The organism is Aeromonas sp. R7-4 (assembly GCF_040908055.1).
GTDB lineage: Bacteria > Pseudomonadota > Gammaproteobacteria > Enterobacterales > Aeromonadaceae > Aeromonas > Aeromonas sanarellii.
The window spans coordinates 81,888-102,654 of record NZ_JBFODA010000016.1; the positions used below are offsets into that span (position 1 = coordinate 81,888).

A 20,767-nucleotide genomic window follows, 5' to 3' on the forward strand; every position below is an offset into this window, starting at 1 on the left:
GCCTGGCGACACATAAGCGAGCAGCATATGAGCCTTGGAAGCGGCTTCCCAGCAAGATCGTGGACAGGTTTCTAGCGGGTCATCTTCTTGACAAACACCACCACGAACAGTGCCAGCGTGAAGCTGCCGGTAAAGGCTTCGAAGGCGGCGAAGATCCGCGACAACCCCACCGGGGTGAAGTCCCCATACCCCAGCGTGGTGAAGGTCACCACGCTGTAGTAGAGGCACTCCATCAGGAAGATGGCGTTCTGCTCCAGAGGGGCGTCCGGGCGATAGATGAGGTGGGTGCCCGCGAAGTTGAGGCCGCAGAAGAAGTAAAAAATGCTGCAGATGACGATGAGCAGCAGGGAAAAAAGCACCACCCGCATGGGGGCCTCGCCGTAGCCGCAGAAGAGATCCACTATCCAGGAGGCGAAGCGGCGGTAGGACCAGAACGGCATCTGCAGGCGGCGCATGGTGAGCTCCTGCTGGATGTAGCGACCGGACATGGTGAAGATGCCCTGGGCCTCCGAGGCCTTGCGCAGATCCCGGTAGGTCTCCTCCGCCTCCTTGAACCAGACGCGGGCCTGCGCCGGGTCCCGCTCGCGGCGCCCCTTTCTGTCCTGCATCAGCCGCTTGCCCGTCTCCAGGTTGTCGAGGCGGGTGTTCTTCCAGCGGATGCCGAGCAGGTTGACGTCGTCGAGGGTGGCGCAGTGGAGGTTCGCTTCGCTCAGATCGGCCTTCATCAGGCTGCCGCCCTTGATGCGAATGCCGTAGAGATGGGCACCTCGCAGGTTGGCGCGATAGAGGTTGCACTGCTCCAGCAAGAATCCCTCCGGACCCTGCCTGTTCACCAGGTTGAGATCCGCCAGCTCGGCGCGGGCCAGTTGCAGGCCGTGGCACAGGCCTCCCTGGCGCACATAGCGCTCCAGCGCCTCGGCGGTGCCCGGGGAGTGGTGATCGCCCTTGGGATCGTGCCAGCGACACAGATCCTGTTCTCCCGCCTCTTCGCAGCAGTGGCGGCCATCGGCCACCAGGTATCGGCACATTCCCATGGCGTTGCCCCTCCCTTCCCTGAGTCAGTATCAGCATAGGTGAGGGGACGAGCGGCAGATCAGCTGCTCTGGTGGTATTCCTGGCGCAGCTTGCGAAAACGCTCCTGCTGGGCCGGGTTCAGGGGAATGCCCTCCAGCACGTCCAGGGTCTCCCTGCACTCGGCGCCAAATTCCGGGCTCTTGCGGTTCTTCTGCATCAGTTGCAGCAGCACCTGGATCTTGTTGAGGGCCGCCCCGGTATTGGCGGGAGCCCGGCGCAGCGCCTCGCGAAAATGGCCGAGGGCCTGCTCCAGCTCCCCGGCCTGATAGGCCTTGATCCCCAGATCGTTGAGTTGCTGGTAGCGCTGGCGGCGCTCCTGCACCGTCTTGTCGTCCCGGGTCACCCGGATGCAGGTGGTGAGCAGCCTGTCCTCATCCTCCGCCAGCAGTCCCTGCAGGCTTTCGGCGTACTCGAACTCCCCGAGCTGGTAGAGGGCGAGTATGGTCTCGCCGAGCAGGGCGGGGGGCATGGTGTCCGGCTTGTCCAGCCAGTTCTGGTTCGCGCGATAGAGCATCTTCTTGCCCTTGAGCAGCTCCCCGAGGGCGATGCGCACCCTGGCCTGGCAGATCTGCTCGAACACCGGGTAGTTGAACTCCGCCATCATCAGGGAGTCGCGAATGCGCGACAGGGCCGAGTTCACCTGCTTTTGCAGGTTGGCGATGTGGTAGCCGTCGTTGCTGTTGAGGGCGTAGAGGGTCAGGGTCTGGATGTAGGCCCCGAGATAATGCGGCGTGCGGTGGATGGAGTTGCGCGACAGGTCGATGAGGGACAGCAGCACGTCCTTGGCCTGGGCGTAGTCGTGGCGCAGCAGGCAGACCTCCGCCAGCCGGCGGGAGAGCTGCACCGACTGGGGGGAAATGTCCACCGCCCGCCTGAGCTCCTGCTGGGCCTGCTCCTCCTTGCCCAGGGCCTGCAGGGACTCCGCCAGCCAGAGGTAGGCCTCCACCATCAGGGGAGTGTGCTTGAGGGTCGCCTGCAGGTGGCTCACCGCCTCCTCATGCAGCCCCAGGGTGTGGCACGCCTTGCCCAGGGTCAGCCGGGCCCAGCTGTTCTCCTGCCCCGCCAGCAGCTGGCGCATCAGGCTGCGGGCCTCCTTCGCCTGGCCCAGCTTGAGCTGGGTGTCGGCCTGCAGGCAGCGGCAGAAGTTGGCGAAGCGCGGCGCCGTGTCGGCCTGTCTGGCACAGGCCTCGACCAGGGCAGGGAGATCGTCCCGGGTGAGGGCGGTGAAGACGCTCTCCAGGGCCTGGCGGCGGGCGAGGGCGCGTTTGAGACGAAACGAGAACTGCTCCTGGGAGAAGGGCTTCATCAGGTATTCGTCGGGTTCGGCCTCCAGCGCGCTCAGCACCATGGCGCGGGAGCCGTCGCTGCTGACCATGATCACTACGCTCTGGGGGGGGATGAGCTTCTGGTCCCGCAGGCTCTCCAGCAACTGGCGGCCGTTTTCCCCGGACCCCAGCTCGTAGTCGAGCAGATAGATGTCGAAACTCTCTTTCTGGCAGCGGCGGCGCGCCTCGTCGGCGGAATTGGTGTAGGTGATCCGGTTGATGCCGATGTTGATCAGCATCGCCTTCATCATCATCTGAAAGGAACGCTGCTCGTTGACCAGCAGGATATGCCTGGACTTGGGCTGGGCTTTCTTCTCTGGTGCGGGATCCGGTGTCTGCATCTGTCTTGCATCAGGCGCTGCGGGCTGGTGAAGGAAGTGTGCCATCAAAGTCCGCAGACAGGCAATCGGACGCGGGCCGAGCCCCCGCTTTTTCCCGCCGGGAGCGGATCGCAAAAATGCACGCCGCACCCTTGATCTTCATCAAGGAGAGGCGAAATGGCAGTGGCGAAGGCCGGCCCGGTTTTTAGACTTGAAGAGAGGCAGATCCCGGCGTTCCGCAGAGGGGCGGATGCCCGTCCATGCCTCGTGTGCACCAGAAGGAGGAATCAAATGAGTTTGCTACCGAGCCGCACCAGCCTGTTTGATGACCTGTTCCACGACATGGCCTCCGGCTTCTATATCCGCCCCCTGCACGGGGACCCGCTGCCCAGCCAGATCAAGCTGGATGTGCGGGAGAGCGACGGCGGTTATCTGCTGCAGGCCGAGCTGCCCGGGGTCGCCCGGGAGGACATACAAGTGGACGTGCATGGCAAGCTGGTGACCCTGAAGGCGGAGATCCGCCAGTTTGACAGCCAGAACAAGGATGAACGTGCCCTGCGCAGCGAGCGCTACTTTGGCAGCGTGTCGCGCACCGTCGAGCTGCCGGTGGAGGTGTCGCCGGAGCAGGTGAGCGCCAGGTTCGACAACGGCATCCTCACCCTGCGCCTGCCCAAACAGACGGTGACTCCGGCGCCCCACCGCATTCCCATCGAATAGCGGTACCATGATGTAAAGAGGCCCCGCCGTGCGGGGCCTCGTCGTTCATGGCTCGCTGCGCACCAGATAGGGGGCAAACTCGGGGGTGTGGCGCGCCACAAATCCCTGATCCGTCTTCTCTATGAGATAGACCGCGAGCCTGTGCTCCTTGGCAAAGGCCATCGCCCGCTCGGGCCCCATCACCATGAGGGCGGTGTCGAGGGCGTCGGCCTCCAGCGCGGTCGGGGTGATGACGCTGGCGGAGACCAGTCTGTGGGTCACGGGCTCGCCGGTGGCGGGATCGATGATGTGGGAGTAGCGCTTGCCGTCCAGCTCGTAATAGTTGCGATAGCTGCCGGCGGTGCTCACCGCCATGCCGTTCGGGGTGACCACGTCCTCGATGGCGCCCGGCCTGTCGGAGGGTTCGACGATGGCCACCCGCCAGGGGTTGCCCTTGGCGTTGCGGCCCTTGCTGCGCACGGCGCCCGCCACCTCGATGAGGTAGTTGTGCACCCCTCTTCGCTCCAGCAGGCCGGCTATCTCGTCGGAGGCCGCCCCCTCGCCCAGGGTGGAGAGGTCCAGATAGAGCCCCGGTATGGCCTTGCCGAGCAGGAAGTGATCTCCTTGGGGTGTCAGGGTGAGCTTGTCGATGCCGACCCTCTCCCTGGCCTGGGCGATCTGTTCGGCGCCGGGGCGCTGGGTCGGGCGCTTGTCCGGCCCGAAGCCCCAGAGGTTGACCAGGGGACCCACGGTGACATCCAGGGCGCCCCGGGTGAGGCGCCCCGCGTCCATGCCCTGTTGCACAATCTTCGCCATGGTGGCCGGGATGACCTGGGGAGGCTGCCCCGTCCCCTGGTTGAAGCGGGAGATGAGGGAGGCGGGATCATAGGTGGAGATCTCCTGGTTCAGGCGCGCCAGCAGGGTCTCCACCTCCTGTTGCAGGGCGTCCTGTCCGCCGGGGAAGGGATCGCTCAGGGTCACCGCATAGTAGGTGCCCATGGTGCTGCCCTGAATGCGGGTCTGGGTCGGGGCTGGCTGACAGGCGGTCAACAGCAGCATCAGGGAGAGCAGCAGGGTGCGCGGTGCCTGGCGCAGGGAAGAGGTGTGCATCTGTCATTCTCACGGGAGTCGTCGACGGGTGAGCAGCTTAGCCAAGGGCGTTCGGGTTGGCGAGCTGGCCAAGGGCGCCAACCCTGCAAATAATTAAGCCGGACGGCCCGTTGACCAATCCGGTCCCTTGTCGTGACGCGGGGGAGAGGAGTGACCCGGCCCGCATCTTTGAGCAAAAACCGTCGTCCCCCGGTGACATCTGGGTACAATGAAGATCGATTTTGACAGCATCTTTGCCTGGTGCCGCTCGGACTTTCGAGGCGAGTTTGCTGTCTTCCATCGCCAATCAAAGGAGAAGATGATGAAAAAGGTGTTAGCCCTGCTGCTTCTGAGCTCCCTCGCCGCCCCCGCCCTGGCCGATGAGTGCGCATTGGTCATCGAAGGCAATGATGCCATGCAGTTCAACCAGAAAGAGATGAGCGTGCCGGCCACCTGCAAGGAGGTGACAGTGACCCTCAATCACACCGGCAAGCTGCCGGTGGCCAACATGGGTCACAACTGGGTGCTGGCCAATACTGCCGACTACCAGGCCGTCGCCACCGCGGGCATGAGTGCCGGTGCCGATCACGACTACCTGCCCAAGGACGACGCCAGGATCCTGGCGCACACCAAGCTGGTGGGAGGGGGCGAGAGTACCAGCGTCACCTTCAAGACCGAGGGGCTGGCAGGCAAGGATCTCACCTTCTTCTGCTCCTTCCCCGGCCATTTCGCCATGATGAAGGGCAGCTTCAAGGTAGGCTGATCCGCTCGCACTTCATGCCAATCAAAAGCCGGGATTGCCCGGCTTTTTTGTGCCCGCTATCTGGCTTGCAGGGTAAAGAAGGCGAGGGTGGTCTTCTTCTGACACTCGAAGCGGATGCTCTGCTCGCCGTTGACCACCAGGGTTTCGTTGATCGCCACGGCCTGGCCTGCCACCGTCAGCTCGCCACTGAGCAGGTGGCAGAGGTAGGTCTTGTCCGCCTCCAGGGTGAGGGTGAGCGGGAAGGGGACGTTGAGCACCCGCACGTTGGCGCTGACGCGTTCGGGGTGGTAGATGAGCCCGAGATCCGTCACCTCTTTTTTCAGCAGCTCGCAGTGGGTCTCGTCATCGCCGCTGAAGTGGGCCGCCTCGAAGGTGGCATAGGGGTGGCCGTTGAGCACGAAGCCGGCGCCGCTGACGGGCAGGAGGATACGCTGATAGCCGGGAAATTTGGAGAAGGGGCCCGCCGTCTTGATGGGCGCCGAGCTCAGGCGGTAGTCGAAGTCGAGTTTGTCCAGGCTCGCCCCCTTGGGGGAGATAAGTATCTGGGCCGTGATGCCCTGCCTGTTTTTCCAGGGCATCTTCAACTGGTCGGACTCTTTAATCAGGGTGATCACGATGGCGCCTCGGCGGGTGGATGAGAGAGGTGGACAAGGAGGCCAAGTGATACCACCCCGATTGCCCTCCGGCAAGGCGCAGGCCACCTCGGCAAGCCCGACTGGCCAGAATATGGCCGTTGTCCGCCCGGTGTTGGCATGGGCGCGTTCGGGAGCCGGGTTGATGCAGGCAGGGAGGCAGAGGAGACGTCAGGGTTGTGATCCCGGCGCTGTTAAAGCGGCGCCGGCTCGCTACACTGGCTGCTCTGTCCAATGGAGGCCCCATGACCCACAAGATCATTCTGGATACGGATCCCGGCATCGATGACGCCATGGCCATTCTCTTTGCCGAGGCGCACCCTGCCATCGAGCTGCTCGCCATCACCACTGTGTTTGGCAACGCCACCATAGAAAACGGCACCCACAACGCCCTCTGGCTCAAGCAGAAATACGGCATGCAGGCGGACGTGGCCCAGGGCGCCGCCGCCCCCCTGCGGCGCGACCCCGTGGGCCCCACCACTGTGGTGCACGGCCCCACCGGCTTTGGCGACGTGCAGGCTGGGGCGGTGACCCTGACCCCGGATCCCCGTCCGGCCTGGCAATACATCGTCGAGACGGTGAAGGCCCACCCCGGCGAGATCACCCTGGTGACCATAGGGCCGCTGACCAATCTGGCGCTGGCGCTCGAGGCGGCCCCCGAGGTAGCCGCCCTGGTGAAGCAGGTGGTGGTGATGGGCGGCGCTTTCGGCGTCAACGGCCATCGCGGCAACGTGACCCCCTATGCCGAGGCCAATATCCACGACGATCCGGAGGCGGCGGATCGGGTCTTCACCGCCGACTGGCCCGTGGTGATCATCGGGCTCGACGTCACCCAGCAGAGCTTCTTCAGCAGCGCCTACCTGGATGCGCTGCGGGACCAGGCGGGGGAGCCGGGCCGCTTCCTGTGGGACGTGAGCCGCTTCTACCTGCGCTTCTATTCCGAGCGGATCGGGCTCGATGGCTGCCACGTGCACGATCCGTCCGCCATCGCCTATGTGATAGATCCTTCCCTGTTCACCCTGAGGGAGGGGCCGGTGCGGGTCGTCGACAGCGGCCCCGCCATCGGCCATACCCTGCAGAAGTTCGATGGCAAGGCCCATCCCCACGACAGCTGGGCCGGCTATCCTGCCCAGCGGGTCGGGGTGGCGGTGCGGGATCAGGCGCTGCTGGCCCTCTATCGGGATACCCTGACTGCCTGGGGCAGGGGGCGTTGAGCTCGGCGTAGTGGGCCCTGTGGTCGGGCCGCGGGCGCTGTCCGGTGGGCAAAGCGTGATGCCCGCCAGATAACGGGCCGCCGCCGCGCCCTATACTGACCCAGACAAGGATATGGATGGAGGATTGTGGATGGCCTGGCTCTCTTTGGTGGTGGCGATCGCCCTGATCTGGTGGCTGATGAAGCTGGGGCGTGGCGCCCTGTTCGAGATCCGGCTCGCGCCGGGCAAGGTGGTGGTGAAACGGGGCTCGGTGTCGCCGCGCTTCCTGGATCAGGTGAAGCAGATCCTGCGCCAGGATCCGGTGCGCGGCCGCATCCTGGGGCAGCGCGACGGCAGCGGCGTCAGGCTCGTCTTCTCCCGCTCCATCCCGGAGCCCGTGGCCCAGCGCCTGCGCAACGTATTCCCCTACGGGGATTATCGCACGACCCCGGCGCCGGACGGGCGCAAGCCCCGCTGAGTCGTCGTGACGCCCCTCATGTCCAGACGCCGGGCCCTCTGCCCGGCGTCTGCTTTTTTCTGCCCGCCATCGACGAGACGCTTGCCGCGATCAGCGCGGCCCTTGCAGGGGCGCCATCGCCTCCACCAGAAAGTCGATGAAGGCGCGGGCCTGGGGGGTGAGGAAGCGGCCACCGCGAAACACCGCGTGGATCTCGTCGTGGCGATCCTCGTAAGGGGAGGCCTGCCACTCGGGCAGCAGCGACACCAGGGTGCCGTCGTCCAGGCTCTGCTGCACCATCCAGCTCGACAGCAGCAGGATGCCGCACCCCGCCCGGGCGGCGCAGAGCAGGGGTGTACCGCCGACAGAGGCGAGGTTGCCCTGCACCGCGACCCTGTGCCGCTCGGTGCCCCTTCGAAAGTGCCAGTGCTGACGCTGGCGGCCATGACCGCGAATGAGGCAGTTGTGGTGGGCCAGATCGGCGGGATGGGCGGGTTCGCCATGGCGCGCCAGATAGGCGGGGGAGGCGACCAGCAGGGCCCGGTTGGTGAGCAGGTGGCGGGCGTGCAGGCCGCTGTCCACGGGCCGTCCGATGCGCACCGCCACGTCCACGTTTTCGGCGTCGAGATCCACCAGGCGGTTGTCCAGCTCGATCTCGAGCCGCACCCCGGGATAGCGGGCTAGAAAGTCCGGCAGGCGGGGCGCCAGCCAGGCCGCAGCGAAGCTCTCGAAGACGGAGACCCGAAGCGGCCCCTGCGGCGCCACCGACAGGGGCTGCAGGGATTGCACCAGCTGGTCGGCCTCCTCCAGCAGGGGCAGGGAGCGGGCGAGAAAGTACTCCCCCTGGCTGGTCAGCACCAACTGGCGGGTGCTGCGCTTGAAGAGCGGGATCCCCAGCTGCTGCTCCAGGGCATCGATGGCGCGGGTCACGGAGGAGGGGGCCAGGTTGAGGGCGCGGGCGGCACGGGAGAAGCTGCCCGACTCCACCACCTGGGCCAGGATGCGGATGCGATCCAGCATGGAATCACCTTTGCGATATACGCAAAACTGTTGCAGGTTTTGTCGGTATTCTACCGGCGAGTGAAAGGGTGAACAATGGGCCCATCGCCCATGTCGGGCCTCTTTACGGGAGCATCACCATGTCACAACGTATCCAGCTTGCCAGCCAGATCCCCGCCGCCATCCAGGCCATGCGGGGACTGGAAGCCTATCTCGGCGGCACCGACATTCCCCTGTCGCTCAAGGAGCTCATCAAGCTGCGCGCCTCCATGATCAACGGCTGCGCCTACTGCATCGAGATGCACGCCGAGGTGGCGATGAAGCACGGGGAGAGTGCGCAGCGGCTGCTGGCGCTCGCCGCCTGGCGCGAGTCGCCGCTGTTCGATGGGCGGGAGCGGGCGGTGCTGGCCCTGACCGACGAGGTCACTTCGATCGCCGACCAGGGGCTCACGGAGCAGACCTATGGGGAGGCGCTGGCCCAATTGGGGGAGAGTCTGCTGGCCCAGTGCCTGATGCAGGCCGTCACCATCAATGCCTGGAACCGGATCGCCGTTGCGACCCGTATGGAACATGCCCATCCCTGAATGCCGACCCCTGGCGGGGCTCGCCTATCCTCTGCAACGGGTCCGATGAGGACCCGTTTTTCATGGCGGGTTCCGGAAAGAGAGGCGCTCTGTCCGCTTTGATCGGCCTCAGGAAGTTAATCATACGATTGTTTGATTAATTATTTTTTTATTCCTTTCCCGAATATGCGTATCCAGATCAAGGAAGCGCGGGGTGGCCTGTGTATCGAAGAGGGGTTGTTTGGCTCTTTTTGTCACCACAAATCCGGTTGAAAATAGAGCGATGCGGTTGTTTCGGTTAATTAGTGGGCGTTTTTGGCGAAGGGATAAATTAACGGAAGATGAATCGCTCGAGTGTGATTTGAGTAAATTGGTCATTGTCAAGGGATTAACATCTGACACGGCTTTCCATCACCTTTGGAACATTTTTGGGATTAATTTTTCATGTTGTTCACATGCCGCTCTGATGCAATAAAATGCTGCATTTTTTTATACCAATAAGCCTTCAAAAGATGAGGACATTGCATGAGACTCTTTGATGTGAAGAGGGGCTTGGGCGCTTTGCTGTTGCTCGCGACCGCCAGCTTGCTGAGCGGCTGCGACATGGCTCTGATGAGCCCCAAGGGGCAGGTTGGTCTGGAGCAGAAGTCACTGATATTGACCGCACTCGGCTTGATGCTGATCGTGGTGGTGCCCGTGATTGTCATGGCGGTGGCGTTCGCTTACAAATACCGGGCGTCCAACACCAGTGCCACCTATGCGCCGGACTGGGCCCACTCCAACAAGATTGAGGCAGTCGTCTGGACTGTGCCCGTCATCATCATCGCCATCCTGGCGGTGATCACCTGGAAAACCTCCCACTCTCTCGACCCCTACAAGCCGCTGGAATCCGACGTCAAACCGGTTCAGGTGGATGTCATTTCCCTGGACTGGAAGTGGTTGTTCGTCTATCCGGAGCTGGGCATTGCATCGGTCAACGAGCTGGCCTTCCCGGTCAACACCCCGGTCAACTTCCGGGTGACCTCCGACACCGTGATGAACTCCTTCTTCATCCCGCAACTGGGCGGCCAGATCTACGCCATGGCCGGCATGCAGACCAAGCTGCACCTGATTGCCAACGAAGCGGGCGAGTACAAGGGCATCTCGGGCGGTTACAGCGGTGCCGGTTTCTCCGGCATGAAGTTCAAGGCCATCGCGACGCAGGACCAAGCCGGTTTCGACGCCTGGGTAGCCAAGGTGAAGGCCTCTTCCAAGGCCCTGAGCACCATGGATGAGTTCAATGCCCTGGCCAAGAAGAGCGAAAACCACCCGGTGGAGTACTTCGCCAGCGCCGATCCCAAGCTGTTCGTCAACATCATCAACAAGTTCATGGGCGGCATGTCCCATGGCGATCACGACACCCAGAAAGCGGGCGCCGCGGACCACGAGGGCATGAACCACGAAGCCATGAATCATGACGCCATGAACCATGAGACCCCGACCGAGGGGGCCATGGACGAGCAGGCCATGAACCATGACGCTCATGCCGGACACATGGCCATGTCGGCCGACAAGAGTGTGAAAGCAGGATCCGAGGAATAATCGATGTTTGGAAAATTGACACTCGAGGCTATTCCGTACCATGAACCCATCATCATGGTCACGATAGCCGGTATCATCTTGGGTGGGCTGGCCATTGCCGGTCTCATCACTTACTACGGCAAGTGGCAATATCTGTGGAAAGAGTGGCTGACCTCGGTCGACCACAAGCGCCTCGGTATCATGTATCTCATTCTGGGCATGGTCATGCTGCTGCGCGGCTTCGCCGACGCGGTCATGATGCGTGGTCAGCAGGTCCTGGCCTCCGCGGGCAGCGAAGGCTATCTCAACGCCCATCACTACGACCAGATCTTCACCGCCCACGGCGTCATCATGATCTTCTTCGTGGCCATGCCGCTGGTGATCGGTCTGATGAACATAGTGGTGCCGCTGCAAATCGGTGCCCGTGACGTCGCCTTCCCCTTCTTGAACAACCTGAGCTTCTGGTTTACCGCCGCGGCCGTGGTGCTGATCAACGTCTCCCTCGGGGTCGGTGAATTCGCCCAGACCGGCTGGCTGGCCTATCCGCCCTTGTCGGGGCTGGAGTTCAGCCCGGGGGTCGGGGTCGACTACTGGATCTGGAGTCTGCAGATCTCCGGTCTCGGGACCCTGCTGACCGGTGTCAACTTCTTCGCCACCATCATCCGCATGCGTGCCCCCGGCATGACCATGATGCGCCTGCCGGTCTTCACCTGGACCGCCCTGTGCGCCAACATCCTGATCATCGCCTCCTTCCCGATCCTGACCGTCACCATCGCCCTGCTGACCGCAGACCGCTACCTGGGTACCCATTTCTTTACCAATGACATGGGTGGCAACATGATGATGTACATCAACCTGATCTGGGCCTGGGGTCACCCCGAGGTGTACATCCTGGTGCTGCCGGTCTTCGGTATCTTCTCCGAAGTGGTGGCCACCTTCTGCAAGAAGAAGCTGTTCGGTTACACCTCCCTGGTGTGGGCGACGGTGGCGATCACCGTGCTCTCCTTCATCGTCTGGCTGCACCACTTCTTCACCATGGGCTCCGGCGCCAACGTGAATGCCTTCTTCGGCATCACCACCATGATCATCTCCATCCCGACCGGGGTGAAGATCTTCAACTGGTTGTTCACCATGTACCGCGGTCGCATCGAGTTCAGCTCCCCCATGCTGTGGACCGTCGGCTTCATCATCACCTTCACCGTGGGTGGCATGACCGGGGTGCTGCTCTCCGTGCCGGCCGCCAACTTCGTGCTGCACAACAGCCTGTTCCTGATCGCCCACTTCCACAACGTCATCATCGGCGGCGTGGTGTTCGGCTGCTTCGCCGGTATCACCTACTGGTTCCCGAAAGCATTCGGCTTCAAGCTGGATGACGTCTGGGGCAAGCGTGCCTTCTGGTGCTGGATCACCGGCTTCTTCGTGGCCTTCATGCCGCTCTACGTGCTGGGCTTCATGGGCATGACCCGTCGTGTCAGCCAGAACATCGATCCCGAGTTCCACGGCTGGCTGGTGGTCGCCGCCTGCGGCGCCGGTCTGATTGCCCTGGGCGTGCTGTGCCAGGTCATCCAGATCGTGGTCAGCATCCGCGACCGCGAGAAGAACCGCGACTGGACCGGCGACCCCTGGGGTGGCCGTACCCTGGAGTGGGCCACTTCCTCTCCGCCTCCCTTCTACAACTTCGCCATCGAGCCGAAGGTGAAGGGTCTGGACGCCTTCTGGGAAGCCAAGGCTGACGGCAGCGCTTACAAGAAGCCTGCCCAGTATGCCCCCATCCACATGCCGAAGAACTCCGGTGCCGGTGTCATCATCGCCGCCTTCAGCGTGGTGTTCGGCTTTGCCATGATCTGGCACATCTGGTGGATGGCCATCGCCGGCTTCATCGGCATGATCGCCACCTGGATCATCCACAGCTTCAACGACGATGTGGACTACTACGTACAGGTTGACGAGATCGAGCGCATCGAAGGTCAGCATTTCGACAACATCAACAAGGTGGCTTAATTCCATGGCGACTGACGTACTACATCACTCTCACGGTGCCCATGAGGATGGGCACCACGATGCCGGTGCCACCAAGGTATTCGGTTTCTGGATCTACCTGATGAGTGACTGCATCCTGTTCGCGACCCTGTTCGCGACCTATGCGGTCCTGGTCAACGGCACTGCCGGCGGCCCCACCGGCAAGGACATCTTCGAACTGCCGTTCGTGTTCGCCGAAACCATGCTGCTGCTGCTGAGCTCCATCACCTTCGGGTTCGGCATGCTGGCCATGAACAAGAACAAGGTCGCGGCGGTCAACACCTGGCTGTTCGTCACCTTCCTGCTGGGTGCCGGCTTCATCGCGATGGAAATCTACGAGTTCCATCACCTGATCGTGCACGAGGCGGGCCCGGATCGCAGCGGCTTCCTCTCTGCCTTCTTCACCCTGGTGGGGACCCACGGTATCCACGTGACCAGCGGCCTTGTCTGGATCATCGTGATGATGGTGTCGATCACCAAGAAGGGGCTGACCGAGCGCAACCGCACTCGCCTGATGTGCCTGAGCCTGTTCTGGCACTTCCTCGACGTGGTATGGATCTGCGTCTTCACCGTGGTCTATCTGATGGGGGTCATGTAAATGAGTCATTCCGTTGACATTGACTGGGCCAGCCACGGCAGCGCTAGAACCTATCTGATGGGGGCAATGTAAAAATGAGCAATCATACCGTTGACAATCACGGCGCCAGCCACGGCAGCGTCAAGTCCTACCTGATCGGCTTCGTGCTGTCACTCATCCTGACCGCCGTGCCGTTCTGGATGGTGATGGACGGCTCCGCCTCCCACGCCGTGGTGCTCGGCACCGTGGTGGCCATGGCGGTGGTGCAGATCTTCGTGCACCTGGTCTACTTCCTGCACATGAACACCTCCTCCGAGGAGCGCTGGAACCTGGTGGCACTGGTCTTTACCGTGCTCATCATCGCCATCGTGGTCGTGGGTTCCCTGTGGATCATGTACAACCTCAACATCAACATGATGGTTCACTGAGCGGGTTGATGATGATGAAGCAATACCTGCAAGTGACCAAGCCGGGCATCATCTTCGGCAACCTCATCTCGGTTATCGGGGGATTCCTGCTGGCCTCGAAGGGGAGCCTGGATGTGCCCCTGTTCATCCTGACCATGGTGGGGGTGTCACTGGTGGTGGCCTCCGGTTGCGTGTTCAACAACTACATCGACCGGGACATCGACTGCATCATGGAGCGCACCAAGAACCGCGCCCTGGTGCGGGGGCTCATCGCCCCCGGTGTCTCCCTCTGGTATGCGACGGCGCTGGGCGTTGCGGGCATTGCACTGCTCTACTTTGCGGCCAATCCGTTGGCCGCCTTGCTGGCGGTGCTGGGCTTCCTGGTTTATGTGGGGGTCTACAGCCTCTACATGAAGCGGCACTCTGTCTATGGCACCCTGGTCGGCAGCCTCTCCGGCGCCGCGCCGCCGGTCATTGGCTACTGCGCGGTGAGCGGGCAGTTCGACTCGGGGGCCCTGATCCTGCTTGCGATCTTCAGCCTGTGGCAGATGCCGCACTCCTATGCGATCGCCATCTTCCGCTTCAAGGACTACCAGGCTGCCAACATCCCGGTGCTGCCGGTGGTGAAGGGGATCCCGGTGGCCAAGCTCCACATCACCCTCTACATCCTGGCGTTCATGGTGCCGACCCTGATGCTGTTCCTCGGCGGCTACGCCGGTTACAAGTATCTGGTGGTGGCCACCGCGGTGAGCGTCTGGTGGCTGGGGATGGCGCTGTCGGGCTACAAGGCGGCGGTGGACGACTCCCTCTGGGCGCGCAAGCTGTTCATGTTCTCCATCGTCACCATTACTTGCCTGAGCGTAATGATGTCGGTGGACTTCCAGCCGGACGCAGCGCCTGTATTGGTGAGCATGCTGCCCTGATAGTGTGAACTGCACCCCTGAAATGCATGAAATCCAGAGCCGGGAATCTTCCCGGCTCTGCTATTATGGGCGCCGCCCTGCGAGGGGCATAGCCGATTTTTCGGGGGCGGCCGGGCGCCTGTCACCCCTTTCTTTCTCTCTTCTTTTTGACTCATCGAGGCCCTCATGAATGATTTCACCATGACGAGGGGCGAGCGACGCGCGACCTGGGCGCTCGGCTCCGTCTTCTCGCTGCGCATGCTAGGCATGTTTATGGTGCTGCCGGTGCTGACCACCTACGGCATGTCCCTGGCGGGCGCCTCCGAGGCGCTCATCGGGCTTGCCATCGGCATCTACGGCATGACCCAGGCCCTGTTCCAGATCCCCTTCGGCCTGCTCTCCGACAAGGTGGGGCGCAAGCCCCTCATCGTCGGCGGCCTGCTGATGTTTGCCCTTGGCAGCGTCATCGCCGCCCTGAGCGACGCCATCTGGGGGGTCATCGTCGGGCGCGCCCTGCAAGGGAGCGGCGCCATCTCCGCCGCCGTCATGGCGCTCCTGTCGGATCTCACCCGGGAGCAGAATCGCACCAAGGCGATGGCCTTCATCGGGGTGAGCTTTGGCATCACCTTCGCCATCGCCATGGTGACCGGCCCCCTCATCACCCATGCCCTGGGCTTGTCCGGCCTCTTCTGGCTCATCGCCCTGCTGGCCCTGGCCGCCATCGCCATGGTGCTTTGGGTGGTGCCGACCCCGGCGGCCCACCTGCAAAATCGCGAGTCCGCCATGGTGCGAGGCAGCTTTCGTACCGTGCTCACCAACCCTCGCCTGCTCAAACTCAACCTCGGCATCCTCTGCGTCCACACTCTGCTGATGTCGAGCTTCGTGGCCCTGCCGCCCCTGCTGGAACGTGCGGGCCTGCCCCGTGACAGCCAGTGGCAGGCCTATCTGGTCACCATGCTGATCGCCTTCGTGAGCGTGGTGCCCTTCATCATCTATGCCGAGAAGCACCGCCAGATGAAGCGGGTCTTCATCGGGTGCGTGGTGGTGATGCTGGCCGCCGAGCTGGTGCTCTGGCAGAGCGGCCAGCAGCTGTGGGGTCTGCTCGCCGGGTTGCAGCTCTTCTTCATCGGCTTCAACGTGATGGAGGCGCTGCTGCCGTCTCTCATCAGCAAGGAGTCCCCGCCGGGCTACAAGGGCACCGCCATGGGGGTCTACTCCACCAGTCAGTTCCTCGGGGTCGCCATCGGCGGCAGTCTCGGCGGCCTGCTCTACAGCCTGGGGGGCGGCCCCCTGGTGTTTGGCGGTTGCGCCGCCCTGGCCCTCGCCTGGCTCGGGGTGAGCCTCACCATGGCCGAGCCCCCCTATGTGAGCAGCCTGCGCATCGTGCTGCCGGAAGGGGTCGAGGCCACCCCGGCCCTGGAGCAGAAGATCCGCGCCTGCGAGGGGGTGAGCGACGTGCTGCTGGTGCGCGAGGAGCACTCCCTCTACGTGAAGGTGGACAGCAAGCGCCTGACCCGCAGCGATCTGGAGCGGCTGGTCTCTCTTTGAGGGTGACCTGGGGCACGGCTGCTATGCTGAGATCCTCACTCACAGGAGGAAAGGCTCATGTCATATGTGGACGGATTCGTGATCGCCGTGCCGACGGTCAACAAGCAGGCCCTGATCGACCATGCTGGGCTGTTTGACCCCATCTTTCTCGAATATGGGGCCACCCGGGTGCTGGAGTGCTGGGGGGATGACGTGCCCCACGGCAAGCAGACCGACTTTTACCGCGCGGTGGCGGCCAAGGAGGACGAAAGCGTTGTCTTCTCCTGGGTGGAGTGGCCGAGCAAGGCGGTGCGGGACGAGGCCATGACCAAGATGATGCAGGACCCCAGGATGGATCCGGCCAGCCCCATGCACCAGACCATGCCGTTTGACGGCGCCCGCATGATCTTCGGGGGCTTCACCACAGTGCTGGAACTCAAGGGCTGAGGCAGCCAGTGACACCCAGGCCCGTCAGATGATGAAAAAGCCCGCCATTAGGCGGGCTTTTTGCTGGGCGTCATGCCATGGGATCAGCGCTCCACCAGCGGGGCCGAGCGGTAGCTCCACAGGCCATAGGTACGCAGGGCGTCCCGGTAGATGCCGAGCCGCTCCTCCGGGCTTGCCTTGGCCAGGGCGGAGAGGGGCTTGTCCGGGTAGGCGACGCTGTCGATGCGGATGTTCGCCGGGCCGCTCTGCCAGCAGGCGATTTCCAGCAGGGTCTGGCCCCGGCGCACATGGCTCGCCGAGCTCACCAGGGTGGCGAACTCAATCTCGTGGCGGGCGAGGGCATAGCCGCTGTAGAGGGCGTTCTCCACCGTGCTGGTGGCGTAGTTTTCCTCGATGATGCGGGAGCGGTCGATGCCCTTCTTCGCCAGCCAGTCCGCCATCAGCTTGCCCTCGGTCTGGCGGTTCTGGGGCACACCGCCGGTGAGGATGACGAGGGCCGCCGGATCGGCCTGGGCCAGGGCGCGGGTGGTCTCGAGGCGCCCCAGCAGGATCTCGTGCATGGAGCCATCGGGATTGAGGGCATAGCCCAGGGTGACGATGGCGCGGCGCCCCTTCTTCTCGCTCCGTCCCTGACGCTCCTTGAGGGGGGTGGCGATCACCCGGTCCACGGTGGCGAACAGCCGCTGCAGATCGGCGGCGCGACCGGCGTTGAGCTCGCCGACCCGCTTGAGGTAGCCATCGGCCTTGGCCTGGTTGCCCTTGAAGCGCTGCCAGGTGGCGAGATAGGTGTTGATGTCCAGATCGTCCGGCGCGGCGCTCTGGGCCTGCTCGAACAGGGCGATGGCCCTGTCCACGTTGCCGTTGTAGATCTGGGCGTTGGCCGCCGAGACGAGCAGATCGGTGCGATAGGGCTCGAGCTGGTGCGCCTCCAGCAGCAGGGTGGTCACCTGCTCCATGTTGCTCGGCATCTTGGCGGTGAAGCCCGCATCGGAGACCCGGGCGGGGGAGTGGAAGATGCGGGCGGCATCCGCCAGCAGCTGATCCACCACCTGGCGCTTGCTGATGAACTGCTCGTAATTCTGCTCCTTCTGCAGGGAGCGCACCGGGGCGGCCCAGGCATCGGGTGAGACAAAGAGCGGCAGCGCCAGCAGGCTGGCCAGGGTCAGGGCAATCGCGGTTTTCTTCATCGTGGTACTCCACCTGGGGGGCCATGCCGTGGCATGACCCCGGAGTGCTTCTCCAATCAAAACAGACGCTTGGTTTGCTGCCTACTCTACTCCCTTCCTGATGAAAAAAACGTGAACCGTTCCGGTTATCCCGATGGCCCCCCTCAGCGGAGCCCCAGGCGCTCCTGCAGGAAGGCCAGCCAGGCCTCCACCTTGGCGGGCAGGTGGCGGCGCTTGGGATAGAGGCACCAGATGCCGTGCTCGGGCAGGGCATGGTCTGGCAGGACGGGTACCAGCCGCCTGGCGGCGAGATCCCGCGCCACGATGAAGTCCGGCATGTTGCCTATACCGAGCCCCGCCAGCAGCGCGGTGTGGATGGCATCGCTGTTGTTGACCTCGAAATTGCCCCTGGGGGTGATGGCCACCTCCCCCTCGGGCCCGTGCAGTCGCCACTGGGTGCCGCCGCGAAACAGGGAGTAGAAGAGGCAGTTGTGGCGCTCGAGATCCCTCGGGGTACGGGGCGTACCGGACTTCGCCAGGTAGGCGGGGGAGGCGCACAGGGTGCTGAGACAGGGGGCGAGGCGGCGGGCGACCAGGCTCGAATCCTCCAGCGCGCCGATGCGCACCGCCACGTCGAACCCCTCGGCCACCAGATCCTGCCGGGCGTCGCTCATGTCGAGCTGCAACTGCACCTCGGGGTGGAGAGCGAGAAACTCCGGGACAAGGGGGGCGATGTGGCGGCGGCCATAGACCATGGGCACCGTCACCCGCAGCAGGCCGCGGGGGGCCGATTGCAGGGCGCCGATGGCATCTTCCCCGTCGCAGGCCAGGCGCACCGCATGGCGCACCGTCTCGAAGTAGCGCTCCCCCGCCTCGGTGAGGGTGAGGGAGCGGGTGGTGCGATAGAGGAGCTGGCAGCCGAGGGCCTGCTCGAGCTGGCTCACCTTCTTGCTCAGCACCGACTTGCTGAGACCGAGCTGACGGGCGGCGCCGGACAAGGTGCCCGCCTCCACCACGGCGACGAAGGCCGGGAGCAGGGCGAAGGCTTCCTGGTTCATGTTGTTCTCGTTATGGAAACAATGTTGTTCTAAGAGGGTAGATTATCCCCATATCAAAAACAATTTACCCTGCTCGTCAGTTCAACCAAGGAGCAACCCCATGATCCCCCCGCTTGTTGACCGCGGCCCCGGCCGCCCCGCCCTCGGCCAGACCCTGGGCGCCCTGGCCGCCTTCGCTGCCGGCCTGCTGCTGGCGCTGATGATCGCCCAGAACGGCGCCCTGTCCCGCGCCACCGACCCCTGGCTCGCGAGCTGGCTGGCCCACGGGGTCGGCAGCCTGGTGGCCGGGCTCCTGTGGTGGCTCTCCCCAAGGCCCCCGACGCCGGAGGCGGCCCCGCCCTGGGCCTGGCTCGGCGGTCTGCCGGGGGCGCTCACCGTGGTGCTGGCGGCCCTGTGCCTCAACTCGCCCCTCGGCATGGCGGGCACCCTGGCCCTGCTGCTGCTCGGCCAGCTGCTGTTTAGTGCCCTGTGCGATGGCCTCGGCTGGCTCGGACTGGCTCGCCGCCGCCCCTCGGGAAAAGACGCGCTCGCCGCCCTGCTGGTGCTGGCCGGCGCCCTGCTTATCGTGCTGCATTAGGAGAGACACCATGACCCTATTGATCCTGCTGGGACTGCTGAACGGCGTGGCGGTGAGCCTGTCGCGCACCCTCAATGGCCGCCTCGCCAGCGCCCGGGGCGCCATGACGGCGTCCCTTGCCAACCACCTGCTCGGCTTCGGGCTGCTCGGCGCCCTGCTCATCCTCAAGGGGGCGCCCTGGGAGCGGCTCGCCGGGCTCGATCCCTGGCTGCTGCTCGGCGGCGTGCTGGGGGCGCTGTTCGTCGCCATCAGCAGTTGGGCCATCGGCCGGATCGGCGCCCTGGCCTGCGCCCTGCTCATCGTCACGGGCCAGCTGGCGGGGGGGGCCCTGCTCGATGCCCTGGCCGGACGGCTGGCCGCGAGCGATCTGCTCGGCATCCTGCTGGTGCTGGCGGGGGCTGCGCTGCAACGCTGGCAGGGCGGCAAGTCGCGCTCCCGAGGGTGAGTGGGGCTGTGATGGCCTGGGTAAACCGGCAGGGATGACAAGAGCGTCGCCCTGCCTGGATGCCAAAGGCGGCTCGCCTGCCGGATCAGGGCCCAGATGAAAAGGAAAAGGCGAAAGAAAGGGAGGGAAAGGAAGAAACAGGAAGGCAAAAGAGAGCAGAGAAAGAGAGGCGCCTGTGGGCCAGGGCCAGCCCAAAAGCAGAACACCGGCGCTAGGCCGGTGTTCTGAAATAACAGGGTTGCCCCCCTGCAGGGGGGGCGCGGTCAGGGCCGCTTAGGCGTAGAAAGCCTCGACGGTGCCCTTGACTGTGATCAGCATGGGGTTGCCGTAGCGATCCTTGGCCTTGGGGGAGGGGATCTTCACCCAACCTTCGCTGATGCAGTACTCCTCGACATTGGTGCGCTCCTTGCCGTTCACGCGAATGCCGATCTCGTGCTCGAAACACTCCGCCACATGGTGCGGGCTGCGCGGGTTGGCCGCCAGGCGGTTGGGCAGTGCAGGTTTGTTGTCGCTCATTTTATAGACCTGAGTTTGATAAAAAGTGGGTCATTGTAGGCAATGCCCGCCATGGGCTCAAGGCTGGTGGTGTTCCATCCCTGCTGGTTTTCAGCTTCCTTGAAAATTACGAATACCAAAACTTGGACACTCATCTGTTGTGTTCTGGCGATGCAACGTCTTGCTCAGAAAAATAGGGGAACTGATCATTTGTTTCTAACGCCCGCAGCACGGGCTGTATGGAGATGGTATTCACCTGACAGTTGCCCACAAAAGGGAGTGGTCATACGGCTTCAAACCGGATAACAAAACGGTACCCCTACCGTGTTATCTGGAGTCACCGTATGACCACCAACGAGAAAGTAGCACGTCGCAAACTCAGCCTGCTAGAGCTCGCCAAAGAGCTCAATAATGTCAGCAAAGCCTGCAAGCTCATCGGCTACAGCCGTCAGCAGTTCTACGAAATTCGCCGTAAT

22 protein-coding genes and 1 pseudogene are annotated in these 20,767 nt (G+C 63.6%); 15 read left to right on the top strand and 8 right to left on the bottom strand.

Annotated elements, in window-relative coordinates; genetic code table 11:
• Window positions 1-71: 71 nt before the first annotated feature.
• Both AB5Y72_RS03145 and AB5Y72_RS03150 read right to left on the bottom strand, forming a co-directional pair.
• Entirely contained in the window at window positions 72-1,034 is a 963-nt protein-coding gene (locus AB5Y72_RS03145; RefSeq protein WP_325783421.1) for an ion channel, read from the bottom strand.
• Between the two features lie 59 nt (window positions 1,035-1,093).
• Window positions 1,094-2,740 carry a response regulator gene (locus AB5Y72_RS03150; RefSeq protein WP_042076055.1) on the bottom strand — a complete coding sequence of 549 codons (1,647 nt, stop codon included), beginning with the start codon at window positions 2,738-2,740 and terminating at the stop codon, window positions 1,094-1,096.
• Window positions 2,741-3,010: 270 nt separating this feature from the next.
• Here AB5Y72_RS03150 and AB5Y72_RS03155 point away from each other — a divergent pair, with 270 nt between their 5' ends.
• The gene (locus AB5Y72_RS03155) at window positions 3,011-3,436 is read left to right on the top strand and encodes an Hsp20/alpha crystallin family protein (protein ID WP_042076053.1); all 426 of its coding nucleotides are present in this window, start codon (window positions 3,011-3,013) and stop codon (window positions 3,434-3,436) included.
• Between the two features lie 45 nt (window positions 3,437-3,481).
• On the opposite strand, the gene AB5Y72_RS03160 is transcribed toward AB5Y72_RS03155, so the two are convergent.
• The gene (locus tag AB5Y72_RS03160; protein WP_325783422.1) at window positions 3,482-4,525 is read right to left on the bottom strand and encodes an FAD:protein FMN transferase; all 1,044 of its coding nucleotides are present in this window, start codon (window positions 4,523-4,525) and stop codon (window positions 3,482-3,484) included.
• Between the two features lie 301 nt (window positions 4,526-4,826).
• Here AB5Y72_RS03160 and azu point away from each other — a divergent pair, with 301 nt between their 5' ends.
• Window positions 4,827-5,267, top strand: a complete 441-nt coding sequence (azu, locus tag AB5Y72_RS03165; protein ID WP_216990648.1) for an azurin — start codon at window positions 4,827-4,829, stop codon at window positions 5,265-5,267.
• 56 nt (window positions 5,268-5,323) lie between these two features.
• On the opposite strand, the gene AB5Y72_RS03170 is transcribed toward azu, so the two are convergent.
• The gene (locus AB5Y72_RS03170; protein WP_325783423.1) at window positions 5,324-5,881 is read right to left on the bottom strand and encodes a HutD family protein; all 558 of its coding nucleotides are present in this window, start codon (window positions 5,879-5,881) and stop codon (window positions 5,324-5,326) included.
• Between the two features lie 263 nt (window positions 5,882-6,144).
• Here AB5Y72_RS03170 and AB5Y72_RS03175 point away from each other — a divergent pair, with 263 nt between their 5' ends.
• A complete protein-coding gene (locus AB5Y72_RS03175) occupies window positions 6,145-7,113 on the top strand; it encodes a nucleoside hydrolase (protein ID WP_325783424.1) in 969 nt (322 codons plus the stop codon).
• 130 nt (window positions 7,114-7,243) lie between these two features.
• A complete protein-coding gene (locus AB5Y72_RS03180; RefSeq protein ID WP_209794587.1) occupies window positions 7,244-7,570 on the top strand; it encodes a DUF3634 family protein in 327 nt (108 codons plus the stop codon).
• A gap of 90 nt (window positions 7,571-7,660) precedes the next feature.
• Here AB5Y72_RS03180 and AB5Y72_RS03185 read toward each other — a convergent pair whose 3' ends face one another.
• The gene (locus tag AB5Y72_RS03185; protein WP_325783425.1) at window positions 7,661-8,569 is read right to left on the bottom strand and encodes a LysR family transcriptional regulator; all 909 of its coding nucleotides are present in this window, start codon (window positions 8,567-8,569) and stop codon (window positions 7,661-7,663) included.
• 119 nt (window positions 8,570-8,688) lie between these two features.
• Here AB5Y72_RS03185 and AB5Y72_RS03190 point away from each other — a divergent pair, with 119 nt between their 5' ends.
• From AB5Y72_RS03190 to AB5Y72_RS03225, 8 genes are all read left to right on the top strand, one after another.
• The gene (locus AB5Y72_RS03190; RefSeq protein ID WP_042076037.1) at window positions 8,689-9,132 is read left to right on the top strand and encodes a carboxymuconolactone decarboxylase family protein; all 444 of its coding nucleotides are present in this window, start codon (window positions 8,689-8,691) and stop codon (window positions 9,130-9,132) included.
• A 504-nt stretch (window positions 9,133-9,636) separates the two neighbouring features.
• Complete coding sequence (cyoA, locus tag AB5Y72_RS03195; protein WP_368198588.1) at window positions 9,637-10,692, top strand: cytochrome o ubiquinol oxidase subunit II; 1,056 nt, start codon at window positions 9,637-9,639, stop codon at window positions 10,690-10,692.
• A gap of 3 nt (window positions 10,693-10,695) precedes the next feature.
• The gene (gene cyoB / locus AB5Y72_RS03200; RefSeq protein WP_325783428.1) at window positions 10,696-12,672 is read left to right on the top strand and encodes a cytochrome o ubiquinol oxidase subunit I; all 1,977 of its coding nucleotides are present in this window, start codon (window positions 10,696-10,698) and stop codon (window positions 12,670-12,672) included.
• Window positions 12,593-13,288 (top strand): cytochrome o ubiquinol oxidase subunit III, encoded by a 696-nt coding sequence (locus AB5Y72_RS03205; RefSeq protein WP_080560441.1) that lies wholly within the window; start codon window positions 12,593-12,595, stop codon window positions 13,286-13,288. Before cyoB ends, AB5Y72_RS03205 begins: the two co-directional genes overlap by 80 nt.
• A 74-nt stretch (window positions 13,289-13,362) precedes the next feature.
• Window positions 13,363-13,695 (top strand): cytochrome o ubiquinol oxidase subunit IV, encoded by a 333-nt coding sequence (locus AB5Y72_RS03210; RefSeq protein WP_042076034.1) that lies wholly within the window; start codon window positions 13,363-13,365, stop codon window positions 13,693-13,695.
• Window positions 13,696-13,703: 8 nt separating this feature from the next.
• Window positions 13,704-14,597, top strand: coding sequence for a heme o synthase (gene cyoE, locus AB5Y72_RS03215; protein WP_010673685.1), 894 nt, complete (start codon window positions 13,704-13,706; stop codon window positions 14,595-14,597).
• 165 nt (window positions 14,598-14,762) lie between these two features.
• Window positions 14,763-16,124 carry an MFS transporter gene (locus tag AB5Y72_RS03220; protein ID WP_325783429.1) on the top strand — a complete coding sequence of 454 codons (1,362 nt, stop codon included), beginning with the start codon at window positions 14,763-14,765 and terminating at the stop codon, window positions 16,122-16,124.
• A gap of 57 nt (window positions 16,125-16,181) precedes the next feature.
• The gene (locus tag AB5Y72_RS03225) at window positions 16,182-16,550 is read left to right on the top strand and encodes a DUF1428 domain-containing protein (protein WP_103244539.1); all 369 of its coding nucleotides are present in this window, start codon (window positions 16,182-16,184) and stop codon (window positions 16,548-16,550) included.
• 83 nt (window positions 16,551-16,633) lie between these two features.
• On the opposite strand, the gene AB5Y72_RS03230 is transcribed toward AB5Y72_RS03225, so the two are convergent.
• Together AB5Y72_RS03230 and AB5Y72_RS03235 are read right to left on the bottom strand one after the other, a co-directional pair.
• Window positions 16,634-17,737 (bottom strand): YdcF family protein, encoded by a 1,104-nt coding sequence (locus tag AB5Y72_RS03230; RefSeq protein WP_325783430.1) that lies wholly within the window; start codon window positions 17,735-17,737, stop codon window positions 16,634-16,636.
• 143 nt (window positions 17,738-17,880) lie between these two features.
• Window positions 17,881-18,774 carry a LysR family transcriptional regulator gene (locus AB5Y72_RS03235; RefSeq protein ID WP_368198589.1) on the bottom strand — a complete coding sequence of 298 codons (894 nt, stop codon included), beginning with the start codon at window positions 18,772-18,774 and terminating at the stop codon, window positions 17,881-17,883.
• A gap of 100 nt (window positions 18,775-18,874) precedes the next feature.
• Between AB5Y72_RS03235 and AB5Y72_RS03240 the strand changes: the two genes are divergently transcribed.
• A complete protein-coding gene (locus AB5Y72_RS03240; protein WP_368198590.1) occupies window positions 18,875-19,351 on the top strand; it encodes a DMT family transporter in 477 nt (158 codons plus the stop codon).
• A gap of 10 nt (window positions 19,352-19,361) precedes the next feature.
• Window positions 19,362-19,796, top strand: a complete 435-nt coding sequence (locus AB5Y72_RS03245; RefSeq protein WP_045524056.1) for a DMT family transporter — start codon at window positions 19,362-19,364, stop codon at window positions 19,794-19,796.
• Between the two features lie 273 nt (window positions 19,797-20,069).
• Here the strand turns inward: AB5Y72_RS03245 and AB5Y72_RS03250 are convergent, their stop codons facing one another.
• The gene (locus AB5Y72_RS03250) at window positions 20,070-20,312 is read right to left on the bottom strand and encodes a DUF3297 family protein (RefSeq protein WP_216990638.1); all 243 of its coding nucleotides are present in this window, start codon (window positions 20,310-20,312) and stop codon (window positions 20,070-20,072) included.
• Window positions 20,313-20,635: 323 nt separating this feature from the next.
• On the opposite strand from AB5Y72_RS03250, the pseudogene AB5Y72_RS03255 reads away from it, so the two are divergent.
• Window positions 20,636-20,767, top strand: a pseudogene (locus AB5Y72_RS03255) (IS481 family transposase); the annotation flags it as partial.

Bases quoted from the DNA above. Each gene is read 5' to 3' on its own strand.
- AB5Y72_RS03185 (WP_325783425.1), bottom strand. From the start codon at position 8,569: ATGCTGGATCGCATCCGCATCCTGGCCCAGGTGGTGGAGTCGGGCAGC.
- AB5Y72_RS03145 (WP_325783421.1), bottom strand. From the start codon at position 1,034: ATGGGAATGTGCCGATACCTGGTGGCCGATGGCCGCCACTGCTGCGAA.
- cyoE (WP_010673685.1), top strand. From the start codon at position 13,704: ATGATGATGAAGCAATACCTGCAAGTGACCAAGCCGGGCATCATCTTC.
- AB5Y72_RS03250 (WP_216990638.1), bottom strand. From the start codon at position 20,312: ATGAGCGACAACAAACCTGCACTGCCCAACCGCCTGGCGGCCAACCCG.
- AB5Y72_RS03180 (WP_209794587.1), top strand. From the start codon at position 7,244: ATGGCCTGGCTCTCTTTGGTGGTGGCGATCGCCCTGATCTGGTGGCTG.
- azu (WP_216990648.1), top strand. From the start codon at position 4,827: ATGAAAAAGGTGTTAGCCCTGCTGCTTCTGAGCTCCCTCGCCGCCCCC.
- AB5Y72_RS03240 (WP_368198590.1), top strand. From the start codon at position 18,875: ATGATCCCCCCGCTTGTTGACCGCGGCCCCGGCCGCCCCGCCCTCGGC.
- AB5Y72_RS03205 (WP_080560441.1), top strand. From the start codon at position 12,593: ATGTGGACTACTACGTACAGGTTGACGAGATCGAGCGCATCGAAGGTC.
- AB5Y72_RS03225 (WP_103244539.1), top strand. From the start codon at position 16,182: ATGTCATATGTGGACGGATTCGTGATCGCCGTGCCGACGGTCAACAAG.
- AB5Y72_RS03175 (WP_325783424.1), top strand. From the start codon at position 6,145: ATGACCCACAAGATCATTCTGGATACGGATCCCGGCATCGATGACGCC.
- AB5Y72_RS03190 (WP_042076037.1), top strand. From the start codon at position 8,689: ATGTCACAACGTATCCAGCTTGCCAGCCAGATCCCCGCCGCCATCCAG.
- AB5Y72_RS03155 (WP_042076053.1), top strand. From the start codon at position 3,011: ATGAGTTTGCTACCGAGCCGCACCAGCCTGTTTGATGACCTGTTCCAC.
- cyoA (WP_368198588.1), top strand. From the start codon at position 9,637: ATGAGACTCTTTGATGTGAAGAGGGGCTTGGGCGCTTTGCTGTTGCTC.
- AB5Y72_RS03235 (WP_368198589.1), bottom strand. From the start codon at position 18,774: ATGAACCAGGAAGCCTTCGCCCTGCTCCCGGCCTTCGTCGCCGTGGTG.
- AB5Y72_RS03160 (WP_325783422.1), bottom strand. From the start codon at position 4,525: ATGCACACCTCTTCCCTGCGCCAGGCACCGCGCACCCTGCTGCTCTCC.
- AB5Y72_RS03210 (WP_042076034.1), top strand. From the start codon at position 13,363: ATGAGCAATCATACCGTTGACAATCACGGCGCCAGCCACGGCAGCGTC.
- AB5Y72_RS03220 (WP_325783429.1), top strand. From the start codon at position 14,763: ATGAATGATTTCACCATGACGAGGGGCGAGCGACGCGCGACCTGGGCG.
- AB5Y72_RS03230 (WP_325783430.1), bottom strand. From the start codon at position 17,737: ATGAAGAAAACCGCGATTGCCCTGACCCTGGCCAGCCTGCTGGCGCTG.
- AB5Y72_RS03150 (WP_042076055.1), bottom strand. From the start codon at position 2,740: ATGCAGACACCGGATCCCGCACCAGAGAAGAAAGCCCAGCCCAAGTCC.
- cyoB (WP_325783428.1), top strand. From the start codon at position 10,696: ATGTTTGGAAAATTGACACTCGAGGCTATTCCGTACCATGAACCCATC.
- AB5Y72_RS03245 (WP_045524056.1), top strand. From the start codon at position 19,362: ATGACCCTATTGATCCTGCTGGGACTGCTGAACGGCGTGGCGGTGAGC.